Origin of the sequence: Dehalobacter sp. MCB1, from assembly GCF_003590275.1 — a bacterium.
Lineage (GTDB): Bacteria > Bacillota > Desulfitobacteriia > Desulfitobacteriales > Syntrophobotulaceae > Dehalobacter.
Genome location: NZ_LXPC01000015.1, coordinates 167,656 through 189,535 on the forward strand (window position 1 = coordinate 167,656; position 21,880 = coordinate 189,535).

The window sequence follows — 21,880 nt, forward strand, 5'->3', positions numbered from 1 at the left end:
TAGCATTTTATATCTTATAAACTATAGAAAACTTTACTGGCATCATGGTACTAGCTGTACCCAGAGATATCAGAAAGTGCTTAGACTTTTTCTGATATACCAAAAAAGCCTTCACCCCTTAGCATTTCTGTTAAAGACGAATGCTTTATACTGTCATGGTACAGCCTTTAAATATAAAACTGTATGATATAATTTTAGGTAATGCTATCAAATTTTCGAATATTTGTCAAGTGTTGTGGATCAGTATGCACCGAGACAGAACTGTGCTAAGTCAGTTGTGCTGGGTTGATTTGGCGCTAAATAAAAAACGGCTGGAGATTTACTCCGCCGTTTCTGGCATCTATCAAGATCCGGGATAACGTTTACGACTGATACTGATTATGATGTCTCCTGCCCGTTAAGGCATTGACGATGGACAACAGGATCACCGCACCGAGGAGAGCAACCAAGAAACTCCAGATATTAAATCCATTGATCCCTATTCCTCCGAAAATGTTGACGATCCATCCACCGATGAATGCCCCAACGATCCCGACAACAATATTCATTCCAACGCCCATTTTGGCATCACGGCCTGTAATCATGCTGGCAATCCACCCCGCAAGGCCGCCTAAAATAATCCAGCCGATAACACTCAAGACAATTCCTCCTTTGCATCAAATATTTTAAAGCAATTTGTTTTCATCATTAATCTGCCCAAAATAAAAATATTTACACGGACCTGTTTTCAATACGAATGTTTTCATTAACGTTTGCATTGAAAATTTTTACATCTAAATTAAGAAGCCAAGACCGGTTTTATCCAGATAGCCTTCTTCTTGGTTCTCTCTGGTAATGACTTTAAATTTGGCGGGTTCAACAGTGACTCTTAACGGAAAATCAAACCCTTTTTCTCCGTCTAGATCCGTACCAATCGATTCCCGACAGTTGATTGTCAGCTCTGCCGTCTGGAAGTAGTCTACATATGGACTCTCCGCATGTTCGCCGTTCGCCACTTTGATAACCAGCGGGATCAGTTCGAGAACAGGACATGGTTTAAAAATATACACATCAAGCAGGCCATCGCTTATAGAAGCCAACGGCGCTATCCTCTTAAAACCGCCTGCCGATTTGCCATTCATAATCAAGATGAAATACACTTCATCGTCGCGGTTGGCTTCCCGGCTCCGAATACTAACTTTCACCGGCTTCATATTGGCGAATTCTTCAACACCCTTTAAATAATAGGCGAGAGCCCCAAAACTTTGTTTGATTCTTTTGGGAGTTTTTTGGCTGACATCGATCAGAAATCCCAGGCTGGCCACATTTAAAAAATAGCGGCCATTGGCGACCCCGATATCGCAAACTGTAAAATGATCCTGAAGCAGGATCTCCGTCATTTCTGGGATTCGCTCCGGAAAATGAAAATAACGGGCAAAGTCATTGGCAGTTCCTACCGGATATATTCCAACCGGGATCTGGCAATCATAACAAAAAAGAACATTGATGACCTGGTGGATCGTCCCGTCGCCTCCAGCAATCCAGATCCTGTTGAAACTGTTGATATCCATCGAGGAGACCATTTTTTCCAGGGCTTCCGTAGTGCTGATCCTGTAAGGCACCAAATAATAGCCTTTGTCTTGGACAGCTTCAATAATGCTGTCCAAGTGATTATTAAAGCTGCCGTTTCCGGCAAGTGGATTATAGATTAATAATATTTGCATTGCCTACCCCCTGAAAACAATTCATAGCAAAGAATCATAGAATAACCTTAAACTTACCTGATAACACCACAATACTACGGTATCTGTCTTTTCGCAAATATCCAGCAATGCTTCTACACGATTCCTGGAAAGACTTCAATCGGGCATTTTGCTGGACAATTCCGGAAAGATAGTGTATTCATTAATACGGGAGTTGATTTTCTTGAACCCTACTGCATTTGAAATGGGTCCTTTTTCTGTTCATTGGTACGGTATACTGATTGCTCTGGCGTTTTGTGCCGGACTCATTCTCGCGAACTATCATACGAACTATCGCAAGCTGGACCCGGACAAATTTTTTGATCTGCTGATTGTTATGATTCCCGCTGCTCTGATCGGAGCCAGACTGTATTATGTCCTGTTCAATTTGCATTATTACATCTCTTGTCCGGCGGAAATCGTGGCTGTCTGGCATGGCGGATTAGCCATTCACGGCGGAATTATCGGCGGTTTTCTGGCGGTCTTAGTGGTTACCCGCAGAGATCCGGATTTAAAATTCTGGTCTGTGGCAGATGTTATCGCGCCAAGTCTGGTTATCGGCCAGGCGATTGGCAGATGGGGCAACTTTCTTAATCAGGAAGCACATGGCGGCCCGGTTAGTGAATCCTTTATCAGTAAATTTCCGCATTTTATTCAGCAAGGCATGTATATTGACGGCCAATATTACCATCCGACTTTTTTATATGAGTCTTTATGGGATACTTTGATCTTTTTGTTCTTGTTCTGGTTGATCAGGAAGAGATCAACACCTGACGGCATCATGTTCTTGCTTTACTTATTGCTGTACTCGGCAGGCCGTTTTATTATTGAGAGTCTCAGAACTGACAGTCTGATGCTTGGTCCCTTTAAAATAGCCCAAGTCATCAGTATTGCAGCAATTTTGCTTTCGGCCGTTCTTCTCTTTGTAAAACTTAGGAAAAAGAAACCAGTTTAGTCATTTCCAGCGTTCCGACGCTAATTGGCCTGGTATGGTATAATAATCTGAGGACTGAACCGGTATCATTACTGCTGCGGAGGTGACTGATTTGGTATTTCTTACGATTTCCAGACAAACAGGAAGCCTGGGGAAAGAAATATCTGGGCTCCTCGCCAAGAAATTGGATCTGCCTCTGATTACACACGATTTTGTTGTGAACCAATGGCTGCCGGAGATCGCCGACAAGCATGAGCTACATATGCTGAAAGAAAGCCCCGGCTTTTATTTGAATCTGTCCTCTCAAGGCCTTACCTTTGCCGAGCATATTGAAAACAGATTAAAAAGTTATATTTCTGAACAGCCTGCTATCATCTTCGGTCTCGGCGCTCAGATTATTTTCTCCCGCCATCCTGAAGCGATCCATGTCAGAATCATAGCTTCAGATGAAGTTCGAACCGGCCGGGTCATGCATAATCTCCATCTGGACCGCTCCAATGCCGAAAGATTCCTGGAGCTGACCGACCGCAAGCACAAACGGTATATTTCCACCATTTATCATAGAGATTGGTCTGATCCTTCTCTTTACGGTATTACGCTGAACACAGATTTTGTCGGCATCGAAGAAGGCGCTGCATTTCTGGCGTACTATGTCAGAAATAAGCAGCTTTACTCCCCTGCGGTTGAATGTCCTTCTCAGGACGGTAAAAAACCGATTATTTTCAAGCATCCATCCGAAGAGGAATTTGCCGGAATCCTGGATATGTACCACCTTGACTGGGAGTACGAGCCCCGTACGTTCCCGATTCAATGGGATGAAGAGGGCAATGTTACCATGGCGTTTTCACCTGATTTTTACCTGCCCAGATTTAATACATTCATTGAACTGACCACGATGAACCAAAAATATGCTTCAGAAAAAAAGAAAAAGGTTAAGCTGCTCAAACGGCTCTATCCCGGCACCAACATCAACATTGTCTTTAAAAATGATTTTTATTCCCTTTTGGAGAGATTCGGCATTAAGAAAGGACCTGCACAATGAATGCTAATGCTGTTGGGAAGATCATTTTCACTGCAGAGGAGATTCAACGGAAAGTCGCCGAAACCGGGCGAATCATCGATACCGACTATCAGGGCAAGGAGCTGGTTGTGATCAGCGTCCTAAAAGGATCGTTTTACTTTTTGGCTGACCTAACCCGGCACCTGACGGTACCCTTAAGCATTGATTTTCTGTCGATCAGGGCATTCCCTGATGAAACGAATAAAACTGGCATTGTAAAATTTGTGAAAGATCTTGACCTTTCGATCACCGGTAAACATGTTCTTTTGGTAGAAGATGTGGTCGGAACCGGACTTACGCTTGCTTATATCTGCCAGCACCTCGAAGCTGCGAAGCCGGCCAGTTTAAAAATATGCTCCCTGCTGGACAATCCCTCGGAGAGACTCCTCACCATTAACATCGATTATTGCTGTTTTCTTATGCCGGACCAATTTGTAGTCGGATATGGCCTCGATTACCAGGAAAAGTACCGAAACCTTCCGTATATCGCAGCCTACAAACGTGAAAAGTAAAAAAAATGAGCTCCAACGAACCTTTATCAATGTATCCCCAGCATTACCCTCAACTTCGTTTCCCGTTATCCACCGTCCTTAAAAGATCTTCGTCTACAGATCTTCCGTTTACTCATTACCCACTTCAGTTTGATTTCATTTCAGAATTGCCTCTTAAAAATCCTTTTTACAGATTCTTTAGAACCAAACCTTCATTTCTATCAATCCCGTTGCAGACTTTTTTCTTCGAAACTCTCCAGATATAGTGAACCTTTTCGTTCACCGACCTAACCGTCCAATGGTAACGTTTTGTTTCTATTTTCAGGCTTTGCTGGTATTCCATCTTAGGAATTCCTTGGAGCTTGTTATCATCATACATAAAATACAGGCTTTCGGTCAACCTGCAAATATCGTGGTTTAGGCTAAAATTAATAAAATTTTACGAATTTTCAGTCTATTAGGACGGTTTCTCTTTAGTTCATAAAGAATTACTCGCTAAAAGGAATCAAGCCCCGCGGATCATCCTATATCCGCTTTTTTTATCCTTTTTTGGCTGTACATCAGATTGTCGACATGGTTCAGAAATTGCTCGATGCTGGCATATTTCCTATCGAAGATGTCAGTCCCGAAACTTCCTTCCAGCCTGTAACGCTTTCCGGAAGTTTTATTATACGCTTCAAAAGACACATTGATTCTCTCAATTGTTTTCTCCAGAGCTTCTTTGCTGTCACATTCCATAATTACCGCGAATTCATCGCCACCCATCCTCGCAATGATATCTGTTTTTCTTAAGACACTTCTTATCAGCTCGACAGCATCCTGGATTGCTTTGTCCCCTTCGGAATGTCCATATTGGTCATTAATTTGTTTCAGTCCGTCGAGGTCGGCATAAATAAGCCCGAATTTGTCATCAGCCTTATGGTGGATCCTTTGGGAAATGTAATAATCAAAAGATCCTCTCGTCCATACGCCAGTTAGGTTATCTAGATGAACCATTCTTTGCTGCAGGAAATAATAGACGATCACAAGGGAAAATGCCGTACAACTCCACATCAGAAGCACACCATAAAACATCGACTGGAGGATCCCTCCGATAATCGGCAGTATTCCAAATGCTATTAAAGGAATCCATTCCTGTTTAATGATTTTCCCTTTTCTTTTAAGGATCTGTATCAGACTGATTATCAGATAGAAATAGGTAATTACGGCTGAAACGAGAAAAAGTGATCCCCGGTGGTAGACATTCGCACTGTCTATAGTGAAGATAAAACCGTAAATAGGCGATAAAACGGTCAGTACTGCATTGATGACAATCGGAATGAAATACAGGGTTTGCCTGGTCTTAAAAATTGTACTGTCGGGTTCAACCCAGCTGTAATTAAATTTGTACCACGAATAGGTTAACAGCGGCGCCGTAATAAACAAACATATATGCATCAGCTCCGACACCGGGATCAACCATAACTCCGGGCGTCTGTTGATCATACAGGTCAGCGTTTCAAAAACAAGCTCCAGCATAATGACTAAAGACGTGGTCAGAAATTTTTTATTGATACTATCCTGCCGGTCAAGACTCTGGTAAGCAATCAAAAATACTACCCCTAACAACACCAGGGCAGCAAGATTAATATCGATCCGTAAAAATACCTGCATACTCTTTTTCCAGCCTTTATGTGAAAAATCAACGCACAAAGACATTATAGCATAATTTTGTGGAATAATTCACGTAACGCAACGTGATCTGGCAGTCCAAGCAAACATGGTAGTGAAAAGCAGCTAGGTCATGCTAAATGTGCAAAAAAGGGGCTATTAACACCCAAAATGAAATGCTGCCAACATAGTGCCGGCAGCATTCGGATTGACAGAGAACCCTTTTATTTAGCCAGAATAGCTGCTAAATCATTCTCTGGTGTGGAGATCGGTGTAATATTGAATTTCTCGACCAAAACGTTAAGTACATTGGAAGAGAAAAAAGCGGGAACGGATGGTCCGATATAAATATTCTTTATGCCCAGAGCCAGAAGGGTCAGCAGAATGCAGACCGCTTTTTGTTCATACCAGGAGAGTACCAGTGTTAACGGCAGATCGTTTATGCCGCATTCAAAGGCCTGGGCCAGCGCGACAGCAACCTGAATCGCGGAATAGGCATCGTTGCATTGTCCCATATCCATCAGCCGCGGCAGTCCCCCGATTTCTCCGATATTCAGGTCATTAAAGCGGTATTTGCCACAGGCAAGTGTCAGTACGACCGTATCCATAGGCGTCTGCTTCACAAACTCGGTATAGTAATTTCTGCCGGGCTTTGCGCCATCGCAGCCACCAACCAGGAAGAAATGCTTGATTGCTCCGGCCTTGACGGCATCGATCACTTTATCCGCGACTCCGAGAACAGTATTCCGGGCAAAACCTGTCATCAGCTCATTTCCACCGTTGATTCCTGTCCTGTATTGATCTTCGCTGTAGCCGCCAAGTTCAAGCGCCTGCTTAATCAAGGGCGAGAAGTCCTTGACTTTGGCATCTGGGATATGCTTCATTTCGGGATAACCGACGACGGATGTCGTATAAACCCTGTCAGCGTAACTGGCTTTGGGCGGCATCAGACAGTTCGTCGTAAAGAAGATCGGAGCCGGAATATTGTCAAATTCCTTTTGCTGATTCTGCCAGGCCGTTCCGAAATTGCCCTTCAGATGTGTATATTTTTTGAATTCAGGATAGGCGTGGGCTGGGAGCATTTCACCATGGGTATAAATATTGATTCCTTTTTCTTCTGTCTGCTCCAGCAATTGTTTCAGATCGAGCAGGTCATGGCCGGTGATCACAATGAATGGTCCTTTTTCTATGGTTGTTGTAACTTTGGTTGGCACCGGATGACCATAAGCCGAAGTATTCGCTTCATCGAGCAGCGCCATGCAGGCAAGATTGGTTTTGCCGAATTCCATCAGCAACTCCAGCCATTCATCGACAGAATGATCTTCGCCGACAGCTTTCAATCCTTTATAAAAGCAGGCGGTGACTTGAGGATCCTGCTTGCCTAGAACATACGCATGCCAGGCATATGCCGCCATTCCGCGTATGCCTAACAGCAAAGTCGAACGCAGCGAGACGATGTCCGGATCGCCATGGAACAAAGCTTCAGGTGCAAAATCTTCCGCCCCGCCAAGTTTGTTTTTCTCTTCAGTTACCTTTTGTATGAAGGCATCAAAATCTTGAGGATCAAAATTAACATTGGTCACCGTGGCAAACAGGCTCTGCATCACCAAAGCATCTGTCTCCGGTGCAGTTTTCTGACCGGATGCCGCTCTTGCCAATCCAATCAGGGCACAAGTGAGTTCATCATGCTTATTAGCTACCTCCGGTTTCTTTCCGCAGACCCCTGCGTTCGTGCATCCTTTTCCACCGGCAGTTTGTTCACATTGAAAACAGAACATCTGAGACATAAGAATTTACCTCCCCATATTTTTGTATTGAACCATGGTCTTATTGTCTTTCTAATCATACGTAAAAGATTGCCAGGAATCGGTAACCAAGGTTACAAAAATCTAGATTTGGTATTATTCCAACGCCTCATTGTAAGGATGGAGCTATTAATTGTGGATAATTGTGTGAATATTGTGAATTATTTTCAAAAAAGACCTTATATGGTCAGCCGATATGCTTTTCAAATATCTCTTTGAACAAGAGAACCAAAACCGGATCAAACTGCGTCCTAGAACAAGAAACGATTTCCTTGATTGCTTCGGCGGGAGACAGTGCCTCACGATACGGCCGGTCATTCGTCATCGCATCAAAGGTATCTACGATACTTAAAATTCTGCATTCGATCGGTATCTCCCCTGCTTTCAATCCTAAAGGATAACCCTTGCCGTCCCATCTTTCATGGTGCTTCAAGATCAAGTGTGCGATGCCCTTTAATTCTGAGGATTCAGACGCAATTCTTTCCCCAATCCCGCAATGCGTTTTCATGACCTTCCATTCCTCTTCGTTCAACTTGGAAGGTTTACACAGGATCCTGTCTGGAATTCCGACTTTACCAATATCATGAAATTTAGCAAGCAGCTTGATTCGATCAAGTTTGCTTTGAGGAAGCCCCAGCGCTGTACCCATTTGAGTTGCAAGCTCACCCATCCGTTCTGCATGACCCTCGGTAAAATAATCCTTCGCTTCCAATGCTCTCATCAAGGTCTTAACCAAATCGTTCCGGTTGCTAGATTCCTTTAATAATTTGTTTTGATACATGTTGTTATTTGCTTCCTGAAACATCCAATCCGTATTGACAATACCTGCCTTATGGAAAGAATAGCCCGAAGACAGTGAGATCTTCAATATATCTGTTTGCTCATTGTATTTATGCAGCATTTTATTCATCTGTTCAACCTGCTGCTCAATCTCCCGGCTGGAGAGGCCCTCGACAATTACGCAAAATTCGTCTCCGCCAATACGGGCGATGTACCCGATCAATCTGAAATGGTCAGTAATCATCCGCGCTGCAGATACAATCACTTCATCCCCTTTTTGGTGACCGAACGTATCATTAATGATTTTTAACCCATCAATATCAAAGAGCAAAACAGTAAGCTTTTCAAAGCTCTTTCCATGGAATTCAGCCAGTTTGTTGATTAAACAGTGCCGTTTATATAGCTTTGTCAGGCTTTCTTTTTCCACCATCTCTCTTAACTGCATTTCCATTAGGGTTCTTTCAGTCATATCCCGAACCAGTATTAAGATTTCATTAATCTCTGAGATGTGAATTCGCGATTCAAAATAGTAGTCCCGTCCCTGGTACTTTAGCCTAAAATCACAGGTGACCATCCCCCGTTTCTGAACAACCTGATAAATTGCCTCCTGTAATCTCCAAACAATTTCGTTATTCCTTAAGATCTCTAGTGTTAGAGGATCGTCCTTTTTATTGGAGACGGCAAACGGCGAAATATGCCCATCTGAATCGCTAACCAGCATAATGTCCTGAATCGCGGCCATCAAAGCTTTGTTCCGAATATTAATATGCTCAAGATCCAATAACTTTTCCTGCAGCTCGGGATAGTAATTTTTGCGAATCGAATTTTCCCCGAGACCAATGATGGCTTGCCTTGTTATTTCTTTCTCATTTAAAGCATTGTAATATTCTTTCATAAATTGCTTTAACCTCTTGCTTCGTGAGTTTTTTTGGGTTTGTAACCATGCAGGGATCAATCATTGCATTTTCAACCAGTCTGTTCATCTGATTTTCGTCAATTTGTTCGATTTCTACCGTCGCATTAATCATTAAGTTTTCACGCAGGGATCTGACCCGTTTAAGAATTTTTTCTTTGACATTCAGATCAGAACTAAAATCAGCTAAAATATTCAACTGCTCCGCAATCCTTCGGAAACGGTCAGGTACAGCATCAAAATTAATGTCAATAACATGCTCGAGCAAGATACTGTTGCACTTACCATGCGGTAAATTGAAAAATCCTCCGAGACTGTGGGCCATGGCATGTACAGCACCCAGACTAGCATTGGAAAATGCCAGCCCGGCCTGAAGAGAGCCCAGCATCATCTGATACATTGTATCAATCGTCCGGCCTTTTTGGACTGCGGCTTCAATATTCTCATTTAATAATTTGATCGCTTCCAGAGCGTGAACATCGGTCAGCGGTGACTGCGCATTGGACACATAAGCTTCGATAGCATGCGTCAGCGCATCCATTCCCGTACAGGCAGTCAAATAAGGATCCATGGTCATCAGTGGTACCGGATCAATTAAGGCCAGATCCGGTACAATTTTCTTGCTGATAATAGCTTTCTTGACCATATACAGCGTGTCACAAATAATGGCGAACTGAGATACATCTGCTGCCGTTCCAGCCGTACTCGGGATACAAATCAGCGGCGGTCCCGGCAAATTGACTTCATCGACACCTTCATAATCTAGAATATTTCCGCCGTTGGCTACCAGTATGCTGATGCACTTCGCACAATCCATGACGCTACCGCCGCCGATAGCAATAATGAGATCACAATCCTGATCCAAAAAGGTTTTGCTCCCCAACATCGCTTCATAGTCTTTGGGATTTTCAGTAACGTCATCAAAAACAACATAGGGGACTTTGATGGCCTCAAGGGTTTCCGTATACCAATTCTGATTACAAATCCTATTGTCCGTAACAATCATCGGTTTTTTCGTTCCAAAATGAGAGATATACCGGCCAACTAATCGTCTTGCATCAAGGCCGGTAATGATTTCAGGTGTGACAAATTTCCTTAGTTCCATCTTTTCAGACATCCGTACCACCTGCCCTATATTTATTTTCAAAAAGAGTTTCTCAAATTAGAACAATTCAACTATTTTTACCTTATCAGAAAATTTCAATAATTTAAACATTCTGTCATTTCAAAAGATTTGTATACTATTTCTACATAAGTTAAGAAATTCCTACTATTCGACAAATTTTTTCAAAATATGCGGGCATTAGATTTGGCTGTCGGAGGTGTCAGTCAGCCTTTCCGGACAGGCATAAACAGTGCCTTTGCCTCCTCTGACATAGCCGAGAAGTGTAATGTTATATTCCCGGGCAAGTCTGATGGTCGCTGTAGTGGGTGTCGATTTGGAAACTACCACGGGTGCTCCAAGTCTGATCATTTTCATAAGCATTTCCGAAGTAAGCCTGCCGCTGATAAAAACCACGCCATTTGCGGCAAGTTCCATCTTGTTTGCCTTCATCAAAATTCCCGTAATTTTATCAAGACAGTTGTGCCTGCCAATGTCTTCATTCAGGACTTCAAATCCCTCAGTGTGAAAAAAGACACTGTGGACACCTCCAATCGTATGATGGATTTCAGACTGTTCGATGAACTTATCCATGATCGTCAGGATATTTTCTGCGGAAAAGGTGGATTTATTCATGTTGACGGCATACTGCGTCTTTTTCAGCGGATTAATGTAGGTATAACACTTGCCGCAGCCGGAAGTGATACTTCTCAAGCTTTCACGTCTGTCAATGACCATCCCTTCTCTAAGTTCAATCAGCACTGCCAGCATTTTCTCATTGTATTCGATGCTTTTGATATCTTCATAAGAACCAATGACACCCTCATTATACAAAAAACCCAGGGCCAACTCCTCGTGGTGCCGGTTTAGACAGAGAACTGAAACAAGCTCCTGTCCATTGACTATCATTTTAAGAGACACTTCGGCGATGACCTTTCTCACCGCTTCTTTCATCACAATGACATCATTTTCTCTTTGGATCTCTACTACATCAAATTCTTCGTAGACGATTCCTTCGTCAGCAGCATTCATTTTTTACCCTCCAAGCAGCAATATTGTATTTGTATCTTCCAGCAGTATCAGAGTTAGTTTGATCTGCAGTGATTTCCTGGCTGGAAACCCCACCCTATTTTACCACTAAAATAAGATTTACTGAAATTAATGGAGCATTTATCTGTAGTTCAATAAGAGATAACTCTGGTCGTATATTTGCATGACATTTTATCAATAATAGAATAGACTTATGAAAGACTTCTTTAAGTACAAGCATCAAGACATTGAGGCAGTCAGGTGGTGGAATGAAATCTGGATACTGACGGAATCATTGCAAAGCTTAACTGGTTTTACAGCCTTGAATTGAACCAAGTTGATCTTTATATGGCCCAAAGTAAAATGGTCAATGATATCTATATCAGCAAAGTATTAGAACGATCATCTTATATTGAACAGCAGCATGTCGATAATATTGCTGCCCAAATACGAAAATACGGCAGCGAACCGACCATTTTTGGGGATATTGTTTCCCCGCTCCTGGGAAAGACTGCCGGGAATATTACTGCTGCGTTTGGAATAGTCCCCCTGCTAAAAGCCGATATTCTTCTGGAGAAAAAAGCAATGAGTGATTATAAAGACTTGATCTTAAAAGTCGGAAAAGATCATGCGTTGTTTTCTGTCCTGTGGGCCAATCTAATTGATGAAGATCTGCACACGGCCTGGTTTTCAAATAAAGTTCAGGAATTAGAGGCTTGCCGTTAAATTTTTTTAGACAGGATTCACTAGGATCATTCTGGCTTTCTGTCTGCCTGAGAATCCACTTTTTCTATTAACTCTCTGGAGAGTTCTACGGACAATTTCGTTTTACAAGTATTATTGTTTAATCGTTTATTATTAGCTGTATTAGCGCTATTTGTTTGTAATTTATTGATCCGGGTTAGAAACATATAGAGGATATAGAACACAGCAATCATGATGATCCCTGCAATAAGACCTGTTCTCTGCCCGGAGATAAATGGCATACTTAGGATAATCATGATCAGACTCAGAAAAACAATCCAGGTAGAATAGGGGTATAGAGGCATCTGACACTTGCCTGATGGCGGACACCCATATTTTTTTCGAAAACGCAGATGAGTCGCCATAATTGCCGTATACGTAAATAGCAAAGCAAACCCACCGGAGCTTATCAAAAATAAGTACACACTTGGGAGCAAAAGACCAATGCCTAATCCTGCAAGCATCGCTAACCCAGAAATCAGTATTCCCCGATGCGGGACATTTCCCCGATCCTTTAACCACCTGGGTGCCTGGCCTTCTTCGGCAAGAGACCGCATCATTCTGCCCAGACCAAACATCGCTGCCAACATTGTAGATAGTATCGCTGTTATAAGTACAAAATTAATGACGTTGCCCGCCCAGCCGATTCCCCATCTATCAAGCGCAGCTACCATGGGACTAAATTTTTCACTCAGACTGGAGGTGGGGATTAACGGAAGCAGCACAGCAATAGAGACAATATAAAAGCCTACCAGAATTAATACTGTGTGGGAAATTGCTTTGGGAATTGTTTTTGCTGGATTGTCGGCTTCCGAAGCAGCTAGTCCGATGATTTCAAAACCTGCATAGGAAAATATGACAATAAGCATACTCCCTGCTATCCCTTTAATTCCCGCCGGCATCAAAGGTTCCCTGACTAATTCTCCGGCACCTATTTGGGAGACAGTCGGAAATAATCCCAGAATCAAAAGTAAGGCGATGATAATAAACGAAGCCAGGGCTAGCAATTTTACAGCAGCCAGACCGCTCTCCAGCTTGCTTAATTTATCAGCTCCCAGTAAATTTAACAGCGTGATACTCACAATGATGAAGCTTCCCAATCCGGCTATGGAGATATTGGGGACCCATTCCCGCACCAGAATGGATACAGCAGTGGCCTCACTGGACATCGCCAAAACCAACCCACAACAAAACCGGTTCCGTTGCCGAAGGCTTGAGCTGCAAAGGTACGAAAGGAACCTACATCCGGATTCGCAACCGTCATTTCGGACAAGGCAAAAAGGACAAAATAAACAAGTACTCCGCCCAGAATAAAGGAAATGATAATTGAAGGTCCTGCAGCATTGATAGCTACTGATGAGCCCAGAAAAAAAGAACCCCCGATGACTGTTCCCAAAGCCATCATGGTAAGCTGCCAGACAGATAATCCCTTATGCTTTTTCTTCATCATTGTATTCTCCATTCAGGTTTGTGATTTCCATTATTATTTCTAAAAATCACAAAACCATTCTGTTTGGAGAGAACAATGATTATAGCAACGATAAACTGTTTGTGTATTCATTACTCCAGAAGCAACAGTCCAAAGTATTTGACAAATTCCCGTTTATCTTTCAAGGTTCGCATTGTAAAGCCTTGCTTAGAAACGGTAGCGAAGACATCCATGCCAGCGCTCTCCATTGAGGGGCGCGTAGCTGTACACTTCTTGGGTGGTTCTGGTGGCTTGCACTCGCTGCAAATATGGCAGGGCCCTGCCCAAAAAGAGAATGCTTTATAGAATCCATGTTTAAAAGCTAATTTCTCTGCATTCAGCATTAGTTTTTGAAAATCCCTTGTCGGCGGTTGGCCTTCAATCAGAAAAGCTTTAGTATAGCCGTCTAATTTCACCCTTGTTTCCTCGTGGGAAGGGCTATTTGGCGGACAGCATTTTTCCCCATAGCTGGAGCATCCGTAGCGGCAATGATCTTTTGCCCAGTGGGCCGTAACCACATCCTGAGGATTGATCATCGTGATGGACTGAATAGGCAGTCTTTTTAATCTTGCGTAAATTTGCGCTTCTTTTGTTATGGCCAGTTCATTTAATTTGTGCCTATTCTTGGATGCAAAAATCACCGAAATATCACCGGTGAGGGGTAATAAAGGCGTTTGATGCATCTGCTTCTTCTCAAAAAATTCAGAGATATCTTTAGCCGAAAGGATGTTCGCCGAAAGCATGGAACTGTCTTTTTGAAGAAGGTAATTTTCATATAGGTTAATAGCAGTATATAAAGAATATTCTTCAGAATACCGGCCCATGACAGCAATCACTGTGTCATCGTTGATGGTTTCCGCGTGTTTTTCATAATTTGCGCCTGTGATAATCAGATCATAGGGCAATTGATCATTAAAAGAAATCTCGATACATTGTTTCATCATAAACTTTTGAATTGGCAGAGAAAGAACATCAGGAGTAAAGCTATCAAGGAAGACATTCCCCCTAAAATATTCTAACATGGACGTAAGTCTTTCAGCGATAAAGATGCCGCTGATTTCACCGTTTTTTAAAGCGTCCAGGCTAAAAAAAGGGCTTGTTGACGTAAGGTATTTAGCACTGACGGGGGCATTGCACAGATAGCCTTCTTTCCTAATGATTAAACCCATTTTGTCTAAAACGTCGAGGAAAAGAAACGTTCCTTTCTCATCGAGATGGAGACAATTGGTCAGATCACTGAAAGATTTTCCTTCTTCAATTGCGGTAAAAATATCGCATGCCATCGCCTTCTGAAGAATCGCTGCTGTTTGCTGTTTCGCTTTGACCTGCAATATAAAATCATAGTCATTGTTTTGATAATCAATTTTGTTCATGCCGGTCTCATCCTTTAATTTGTTTTGCTATCAGTTCTCTTTGCATAGTTCTCTTTCAAATACGCAACGACTTTTTGGATCCCTTGTCGATGATTTTGCAGCACGATTTCAATTTCTTCTTTAGCAAGATTGTCTTGATGAAATCCTGCAGATACTAAGCAAATGCAGTTAAAAAGCTTGGAAACTTCCTGTGCCAGCGGCTCGGCCAGGGCGTCATCACAATGACCTTCTGCCGTATAGGTCGTAACCGTACCGCAGTTTCCGACCGCTGCGCTGCCGATATGCGGTTTTCCTCCGGTAATGGTAATCAGAATGTCCTTGCCGATGATGGATAGTTCGTAAGATAGGGCGAGCTTTTCTTGGCCGATATTTATTTTCATGAGTCGCTTCTCCATCTTTCATAGAGATCATGTGGAATTTTCAACAAATCCAACACCTTACCGACGCTTTGATTCACGATATCGTCAATGGTTTCAGGGCGATGGTAGAAGGCCGGCATAGGGGGGACGAGTATTCCGCCTGCTTCCGTTACAGACATCATATTTTTCAGATGAATTGAAGAGAGCGGCGTTTCTCTTACCATTAACAAAAGGGGATGACGTTCTTTTAAGGCAACATCAGAAGCACGCACAATGAGGTTGTCGCTATAGCCATTGGCAATTGCCGACAGTGTCTTCATGCTGCAAGGTGCGATAATGGTTGCGTCAATCCCGTAAGAACCGCTGGCAACAGCTGCAGCTAAGTCGTTATGGTCGTACACCGTATCTGCTAAAGCCTGGACATAATTCAACGTATAATCTGTTTCAAGGGAGAGTGTCTCTTTGGCCCACTCGCTCATGATCAGAGAAACGCGATGTTCTGTTTCTTTCAGAACCTCCAATAAACGTACACCGTAGATCACCCCGGTTGCCCCTGTCATGGCTAAAAGAATTTTCATTTTTTTCATTCCTTATTTCATTCGTCATTCTTTATTATCGTATTCTGTATTACCTAGTTCTCTATTACCGTATTTTGATTACACATTAATTCTTACACAATTTTTTACCGTTTCTCAATTGTTTCGTTTTATCATGATCAATTCCTTCTTTTGTGATAACAACGCCATAAAGATCTGCGGCCGTTTTGATTGTAATGATCTCATCCAAGACATCATCGTATACTTTTTTGGCAGGGCGGTCTAAGGGATCACCCCACCCGCCGCCACCGCTGGAGTTCAGAATGACCTGATCGCCTTTGGAAACACATCTAGGGCCTTCTTTACTCTCCATGATAACCGGTTTTCCCCTATGAAGAAAAACACCTTTGTTTAAGCTCCCTTCATGTCCTCCGTTCAAACCATAGGGTGCAAATTTCATCCCGTCACCAAAATTCACGATATGGCTGCCTTCATCGTACAGTTCAAACGCGTACCGCATTCCCGCGCCGCCCCGGTATTCGCCGGCACCTGCAGTATCCGTTTCCATTTCATGATAACATGTGATGTGGGGATATTGGATTTCGTTGGATTCAATATTAGGCGTTCTAACCCCTCCGAAATTGGACATGGCCGACATGTAGGATTTTCCGTCACTTCCTTTCATGGCGCCGCCGCTCCCGGTCGAGCAGAAAGAAAATCCCACATAATAGCGGTTATTTCTAGGATCCGTACCGTAATAGGAAGGTCCCGCATAACGTGCATATCCTGCAGGAACCTTACCGGGGACTGCTTGACCCAAGGCTTGAAAAACGGTACCGATAATTTCGCTCGCCGGAGTTAACGTACAAAGCGTTACAGGCGCCGGTTCATAGGGATTCACCAAAGAACCTTTGGGCAAATGGACATCGATGCAGCGGAATGCGCCGCCGTTTCTTGGAATATCAGAGCCTAAAAACCAAAGAACTGCAATGCCCGAAGCAGTTGTCGCAGTGACAACAGAGGTATTGATAAAACCTTTAACCTGTTTATCTGTACCTTCAAAATCTACCAGAAGACGGTCTCCTTCTATTTTCACGGCAATTTCAATTTTGACGGGTTCATCTTGAAAACCATCATCATCGATGTATTCGGTCGCACGGTAAATGCCGTCAGGCACCTCTCTAATCCGCTTCCTCGTCAGCATTTCGGTTTGCTCCAGGGTTTCAGTCATTGCTTTATTGACGACAGCGGGCGTATACGCTTCCACTATCTCCAGGATGCGCTTAACGGCAACTTTATTGGCACCGATTTGAGCGAGAAGGTCGCTTTTCAGCATGTTCGGATTCCGGGTATTGATGAGGATCATGTCTAAAACTTCAATAATAAATTCATTGTTGCACATCAATCTTGTTGGGGGGATGCGGATTCCTTCCTGGAATATCTCGGTCGCTTTAGGATTATAGCTCCCGGCAGTAGATCCGCCGATATCCCCGTGGTGAGCGCGGCTGACACAGAAGAACATCAAGCTTTCCTTAAAAAAAACAGGCGTAATAATCCCGATGTCCGGCAGATGATTCCCCCCGTCATAGGGGTCGTTGATGATAAAAACATCCCCATTTTTAATAGTATCCTGATATTTTCTTAAAACAGCTTTGACGCTGAAAGAACCTGCCGTTGCTAAAATCGGAATACCGCTTAACTGAGAAACCAACTCTCCGTCTTTATCACAGATACAGCAGGCAAAGTCGCAGGCTTCGGCAAAAATCGGAGAATGGGCGGAATGCTCCAAAGCGAGTCCCATTTCTTTGGTGATACTGTCGAGACGATTCGCGATGACCGTGCGATTAATAAGTTCTTCCGTATTTGTCCTTGTCATACTTGCGCACCTTCTTTTGTTAATGTCCGACTTTGGTTAATGTTAGAATACCATTTCTAATCGTTTTACCAACAAATCCAGCGGAAATCAAAACGGTGGTGTAGTCAAAATTGATCAAAGCGGGACCGGTGATATTTTTCGTGCCATCATCGAGAAAATCACCGGCATGATAAACGGGGACAGAAATTTCACCTGCTTGCCCGAACGGTTCTCCTGCCACGATTCTTTCCGTTAAGGGAAGTTTGTTTTCAGCAAACGGGAAGAGTATGTTTTCCTTTTCTGTTTCCATACAAGCAAGATGGATATTAATGATTTCCCATTCCTTGTCCCTTTCGGCATATTCATAGATACTTTCATGGGTGTTATTAAAGGCTATGTCTAGAGCATCCCTGCGCTCACGCGTAAAAGTCCCTTGCCAGGGTACCGATATTTCATGATGCTGTCCGATATAGCGCATTTCAAGAGTAAGGCAGAAATCCTGTTGTTTTTCCGGTACACCCAAACGGATGAGTTCAGCTTTTCCTTCTTCTTTCATATCCTTGATCACAGTATTGATTTTTTGGGGATTCCATTGCCCCCTTTCCATAAAGAAACTTATGGTGAAATCACTGCGACGCGATGCACCTAACATGCCCCAGGCACAAAAGACCGGTCCGGTAACGGGAAACAAAACTTCATTCATATGGAGAGCATCCATCATATTTGCAGCAAACAGAGAAAAGGCTCCCCCTGCACCTATTAACCTGTATTTTCTGGGGTCATTGCCTTTCTGGACCGTGACAAGACGTACCGCATCGGCCATCATCTCTACCGCAATTTGGTAAATGATATTGGCACCTTCCTTCACCGCAACATTTAACGCTTTCGCAATTTTATCATCAATCGCTTTTTCAGCCAGTTTTTTATTTAAGCGCATGCTGCCGCCCAGAAAGTTTTCTTCATCAATCAGACCGAGAACAACCAAAGCATCCGTAACGGTGGGTTCGGTTCCGCCAAAACCGTAGCAAGCAGGGCCTGGAACTGATCCGGCAGAGTCCGGACCCACCAGGATTCTTCCACTTTCATCGACATGAGCAATACTGCCGCCGCCCGCGCCAATCGAAGTGATATCAATGGTCGGAATCGCTAAGGGATACCCAGCAATTTCAGATTGGGGAATCAACCGATTTTCAATATCCGCCACATGCACATCAAAACTAGTCCCCCCCATGTCCGCCAAAACAGTATAGGAATTTTTCATCATTTTTCCCATGGCTTCGTTACCGCAGGCACCGCCGGCCGGTCCTGAAAGAAGGGTTTTGACAGCGAATCTTGCCATGGCATCCGTATCACTTAAACCACCGCTGTTCATCATCATATTAATGGGCTTATCCCAACCAAATTGCGCTAGTTCCCTTTTAATGATATTGAGATAATCTGCCAGAACCGGTGTCAGATAAGCATTGAGGACGGTAGTGGATGTTCTTTCATATTCCCTGATTTTCGGCGCTACTTCCGACGACAATGATACGAAAACTCCAGGGAGTTCTTCCTGAATGATTTCAGCCGTTCTTTTTTCATGTTCCGGATTCAAAAATGAAAAAAGGTAGCAGACAGCAATACTCTGCACGCCGTATTCTTTACATTTCCTGCAAGCAAATCTTACAGCGTTTTCATCCAATTCTTTGATGATATCGCCTTTATAGTCCATTCTCTGTGTTATTCCTAACCGCAGTCTGCGGGGAACCAAAACTTCCGGCATTTCCGCTTGGAGATCCCATTGATTTTCCAATTGAGAACGGCGTATTTCCAGAGCGTCACGGAATCCCTCCGTGGTGAAAAGCGCGGTAACGGCACCTTTTTTCTCTAAAAGGGCGTTCAAAGCTAAGGTGGTACCATGAATGATTTGTTCCGTTTCCGCAAGGAGTGGTTCTAAATCCGTATGCCAGGCAGCTGCCAATTTTTTTAATCCGGCGATAATCCCCCGCGCAGGATTTTTATGATCAGTTGGATTTTTTACAAAGATCATTTTGTTTTTACCGTTTTGAAACGTCCCTACCGCGGTGTAGTCGGTGAAAGTACCTCCTGTATCAATGGCAATTTTAATCATACGCTCATCCCTTAATCGGTATATTTAGAACACACAATCCTTATTTGGCATATTTAAGAAGCCGTTGCACTGCTTCTCTTACTTCATCGTCCAATTGGATTTTAGGGGCAAAACCGCTTAAGGGCTTTGTGGCATCAATCCCCATTTTGGACGTACGGCTTAATTCATCCGTTGAGGGATCAAGGGTCACACCCATTCCCAGGTGCTGCGGTAAAATGGAAACCCCTTTGTCCGCCTGCAATCTTGTGGCAAGTGCCCATAGGACTTCCCCTTCGTTAAAGACATCAACATCTTCATCCACCACAACGACCATTTTGATGTTGTGGTCGACGGCAAAAGCGGCGTAAATGGCCTGCATAGGCTGCCCTTCGGCAATTTTTTTCATGGAGATATAGCAATGAAAAAGACCACAGGCTGAAAAGGGTGCATGAACTGCTTTGATATTCGGTAAAGTCTGATGCAGGGCATTTAAGACATCGCCTTCCCGCTGTAAAGCTACAACGGTAATATGCTCACTGCTCATCCCCGGTGTTAAATCATGGTAAAAAGCATTTTGGCGGTAGCGGATGGCTTTGACTTTAAAGACATTCTCCGTACTTCGATAGCAGGCGTAATTGGTAAATTCAGCGAAAGGACCTTCCTTTTCCCGCACATCAGCCAGTATTTCGCCTTCCAAGACAATTTCTGCATAGGCCGGAACCTGTAAATTCACAGTAGCGCATGGCGCAACTTCTAGAGGTCCACCAAAAAGTCCGGCGATCGCCCCATATTTCCCCTGATCATAAGGGACGAGGGCCATGGATCCTAAGGCGATATTCGGATGGACACCGATCACGATAGCTGCTTCCAGACTCTCCCCTTTTTCTTCGCTTCTGCGGAAGTATTCCCAGAGTCTTTGGCGGGAATGAAGCGAAATCCCTAATGTATCCTTACTTTTTAACTGCATACGGTGAAAGCCTAAGGTTTCGACACCGCTTTCAGGGTCTTTAGCAACACACAGGCCTGAGGTTACATAAGGACCTGCGTCAATCGGAAAGTGCACAGGAATGGGAAGCTTATAGAGATCGATGTCATCTCCGGTGAGGCAGTGGTCGGCAAAAGGAGGGTTATCAATGACTTTTACCTCTTCAATACGGTTTTTGATGCGTTTCGCATACGTTTCAGCAACTTTAGACGCATCGACCCCCAGGCCTTTTCCAAACCGTTCTCTCGTACTGAGAATACTGGTAACCACAGGGAACGCGCTATTTTCTACTTGATCGAAAACCATGACGGGATAGCGGTGCTCTTTTTCCAACTCCATGATTAACGTACTGATCTCATATTCTCTTTTGACTTCTTCGGTGACGTATTTCACTTCACCATCTTGATCAAGCTGTTTCAAAAAATCTCTTAAGTCCTGACTCATTTAGAAGCCTCTTTTCTCTATTGAATTAGATTTGATTTTTTCAGGCTGTCATATGTCAATTTTGTAATAATTGTGGATAATGGCCAACAGACAGCAATTGTAATTAATGCTTCAATAACGGCAACCTTCACAGGTAATTGGTAAATTCCCATTAACCCGATACAGACAACGACATTCCCTAAGACGTTACAGAGAAATAGCGCGAGAATATGGTGCCACCACTTTTCCATGGAATACTTGGCTGCCACGAATGATACGGCAAGAGACCCAATGGCATTCGCAAAAATAAAAGCAATCCATAGCGGGCTGTACCACATGGAAATTAATGCTTCGACTTCCCCTGCAATCATTCCGGCAGGCTGTTTATAAAGCAGGACGATGAGTGCCGTAAATGAAGCCCAGACCGTACCGTTAATTAAGTACATACCTGCTTTGCCTGTGGGAAGAAGATTGTCAATAAATCCTGTAGCTTGACAGGCTATGACAAAGACAATACCTAAGAGAATAGACCCCACGAGCGAGTCAAGTCCTTATTAGTGTGT

General features: G+C 43.4%; 19 protein-coding genes and 1 pseudogene. 4 read left to right on the forward strand and 16 right to left on the reverse strand.

From position 1 onward, the window contains the following. Window positions 1-362 precede the first annotated feature (362 nt). Both A7K50_RS12195 and A7K50_RS12200 read right to left on the reverse strand, forming a co-directional pair. The gene (locus A7K50_RS12195) at window positions 363-638 is read right to left on the reverse strand and encodes a GlsB/YeaQ/YmgE family stress response membrane protein (protein ID WP_019225871.1); all 276 of its coding nucleotides are present in this window, start codon (window positions 636-638) and stop codon (window positions 363-365) included. A 135-nt stretch (window positions 639-773) separates the two neighbouring features. Further along, window positions 774-1,703, reverse strand: coding sequence for a YegS/Rv2252/BmrU family lipid kinase (locus tag A7K50_RS12200; protein WP_019225870.1), 930 nt, complete (start codon window positions 1,701-1,703; stop codon window positions 774-776). Window positions 1,704-1,905: 202 nt separating this feature from the next. Between A7K50_RS12200 and lgt the strand changes: the two genes are divergently transcribed. From lgt to hpt, 3 genes are all read left to right on the forward strand, one after another. Continuing rightward, on the forward strand, window positions 1,906-2,676 hold the full coding sequence (lgt, locus tag A7K50_RS12205; RefSeq protein WP_019225869.1) for a prolipoprotein diacylglyceryl transferase: 771 nt from the start codon (window positions 1,906-1,908) through the stop codon (window positions 2,674-2,676). A gap of 82 nt (window positions 2,677-2,758) precedes the next feature. Further along, the gene (locus A7K50_RS12210) at window positions 2,759-3,697 is read left to right on the forward strand and encodes a cytidylate kinase family protein (protein ID WP_243103743.1); all 939 of its coding nucleotides are present in this window, start codon (window positions 2,759-2,761) and stop codon (window positions 3,695-3,697) included. Further along, the gene (gene hpt / locus A7K50_RS12215) at window positions 3,694-4,227 is read left to right on the forward strand and encodes a hypoxanthine phosphoribosyltransferase (protein WP_119776518.1); all 534 of its coding nucleotides are present in this window, start codon (window positions 3,694-3,696) and stop codon (window positions 4,225-4,227) included. The genes A7K50_RS12210 and hpt overlap by 4 nt, the downstream gene beginning before the upstream one ends. 166 nt (window positions 4,228-4,393) lie before the next feature. Here hpt and A7K50_RS14070 read toward each other — a convergent pair whose 3' ends face one another. From A7K50_RS14070 to fdhD, 6 genes are all read right to left on the reverse strand, one after another. Further along, window positions 4,394-4,585 carry a hypothetical protein gene (locus tag A7K50_RS14070; RefSeq protein WP_020491048.1) on the reverse strand — a complete coding sequence of 64 codons (192 nt, stop codon included), beginning with the start codon at window positions 4,583-4,585 and terminating at the stop codon, window positions 4,394-4,396. 140 nt (window positions 4,586-4,725) lie between these two features. After that, a complete protein-coding gene (locus tag A7K50_RS12220) occupies window positions 4,726-5,859 on the reverse strand; it encodes a GGDEF domain-containing protein (protein ID WP_020491049.1) in 1,134 nt (377 codons plus the stop codon). Window positions 5,860-6,080: 221 nt separating this feature from the next. Then, the gene (gene hcp, locus A7K50_RS12225; protein ID WP_026156193.1) at window positions 6,081-7,643 is read right to left on the reverse strand and encodes a hydroxylamine reductase; all 1,563 of its coding nucleotides are present in this window, start codon (window positions 7,641-7,643) and stop codon (window positions 6,081-6,083) included. A 205-nt stretch (window positions 7,644-7,848) separates the two neighbouring features. After that, a complete protein-coding gene (locus tag A7K50_RS12230; RefSeq protein ID WP_020491051.1) occupies window positions 7,849-9,336 on the reverse strand; it encodes a diguanylate cyclase in 1,488 nt (495 codons plus the stop codon). Then, on the reverse strand, window positions 9,308-10,471 hold the full coding sequence (locus tag A7K50_RS12235) for an iron-containing alcohol dehydrogenase (protein ID WP_020491052.1): 1,164 nt from the start codon (window positions 10,469-10,471) through the stop codon (window positions 9,308-9,310). Before A7K50_RS12235 ends, A7K50_RS12230 begins: the two co-directional genes overlap by 29 nt. A 186-nt stretch (window positions 10,472-10,657) precedes the next feature. Further along, window positions 10,658-11,488 carry a formate dehydrogenase accessory sulfurtransferase FdhD gene (gene fdhD / locus A7K50_RS12240; RefSeq protein WP_020491053.1) on the reverse strand — a complete coding sequence of 277 codons (831 nt, stop codon included), beginning with the start codon at window positions 11,486-11,488 and terminating at the stop codon, window positions 10,658-10,660. A gap of 291 nt (window positions 11,489-11,779) precedes the next feature. Here fdhD and A7K50_RS12245 point away from each other — a divergent pair, with 291 nt between their 5' ends. Further along, window positions 11,780-12,211: a ferritin-like domain-containing protein gene (locus A7K50_RS12245; RefSeq protein WP_083916692.1), complete on the forward strand. Its 432-nt coding sequence runs from the start codon at window positions 11,780-11,782 to the stop codon at window positions 12,209-12,211. A 26-nt stretch (window positions 12,212-12,237) separates the two neighbouring features. Here the strand turns inward: A7K50_RS12245 and A7K50_RS12250 are convergent. From A7K50_RS12250 to A7K50_RS12285, 8 genes and pseudogenes are all read right to left on the reverse strand, one after another. Next, window positions 12,238-13,676: pseudogene (locus A7K50_RS12250) on the reverse strand (amino acid permease). Between the two features lie 113 nt (window positions 13,677-13,789). Beyond that, window positions 13,790-15,070, reverse strand: coding sequence for a DUF2284 domain-containing protein (locus A7K50_RS12255; RefSeq protein WP_119776520.1), 1,281 nt, complete (start codon window positions 15,068-15,070; stop codon window positions 13,790-13,792). Between the two features lie 14 nt (window positions 15,071-15,084). Further along, window positions 15,085-15,450 carry a hypothetical protein gene (locus A7K50_RS14075; protein ID WP_020491058.1) on the reverse strand — a complete coding sequence of 122 codons (366 nt, stop codon included), beginning with the start codon at window positions 15,448-15,450 and terminating at the stop codon, window positions 15,085-15,087. Then, the gene (locus A7K50_RS12265) at window positions 15,447-16,007 is read right to left on the reverse strand and encodes a UbiX family flavin prenyltransferase (RefSeq protein WP_020491059.1); all 561 of its coding nucleotides are present in this window, start codon (window positions 16,005-16,007) and stop codon (window positions 15,447-15,449) included. The genes A7K50_RS14075 and A7K50_RS12265 overlap by 4 nt, the downstream gene beginning before the upstream one ends. A gap of 85 nt (window positions 16,008-16,092) precedes the next feature. Continuing rightward, the gene (locus A7K50_RS12270; RefSeq protein WP_119776523.1) at window positions 16,093-17,841 is read right to left on the reverse strand and encodes a hydantoinase B/oxoprolinase family protein; all 1,749 of its coding nucleotides are present in this window, start codon (window positions 17,839-17,841) and stop codon (window positions 16,093-16,095) included. Between the two features lie 19 nt (window positions 17,842-17,860). After that, window positions 17,861-19,930 carry a hydantoinase/oxoprolinase family protein gene (locus A7K50_RS12275; protein WP_119776525.1) on the reverse strand — a complete coding sequence of 690 codons (2,070 nt, stop codon included), beginning with the start codon at window positions 19,928-19,930 and terminating at the stop codon, window positions 17,861-17,863. A gap of 40 nt (window positions 19,931-19,970) precedes the next feature. Beyond that, window positions 19,971-21,338 carry a UbiD family decarboxylase gene (locus A7K50_RS12280; RefSeq protein WP_119776526.1) on the reverse strand — a complete coding sequence of 456 codons (1,368 nt, stop codon included), beginning with the start codon at window positions 21,336-21,338 and terminating at the stop codon, window positions 19,971-19,973. 17 nt (window positions 21,339-21,355) lie between these two features. Continuing rightward, window positions 21,356-21,853, reverse strand: a complete 498-nt coding sequence (locus A7K50_RS12285; RefSeq protein ID WP_243103744.1) for a hypothetical protein — start codon at window positions 21,851-21,853, stop codon at window positions 21,356-21,358. Window positions 21,854-21,880: the final 27 nt, after the last annotated feature.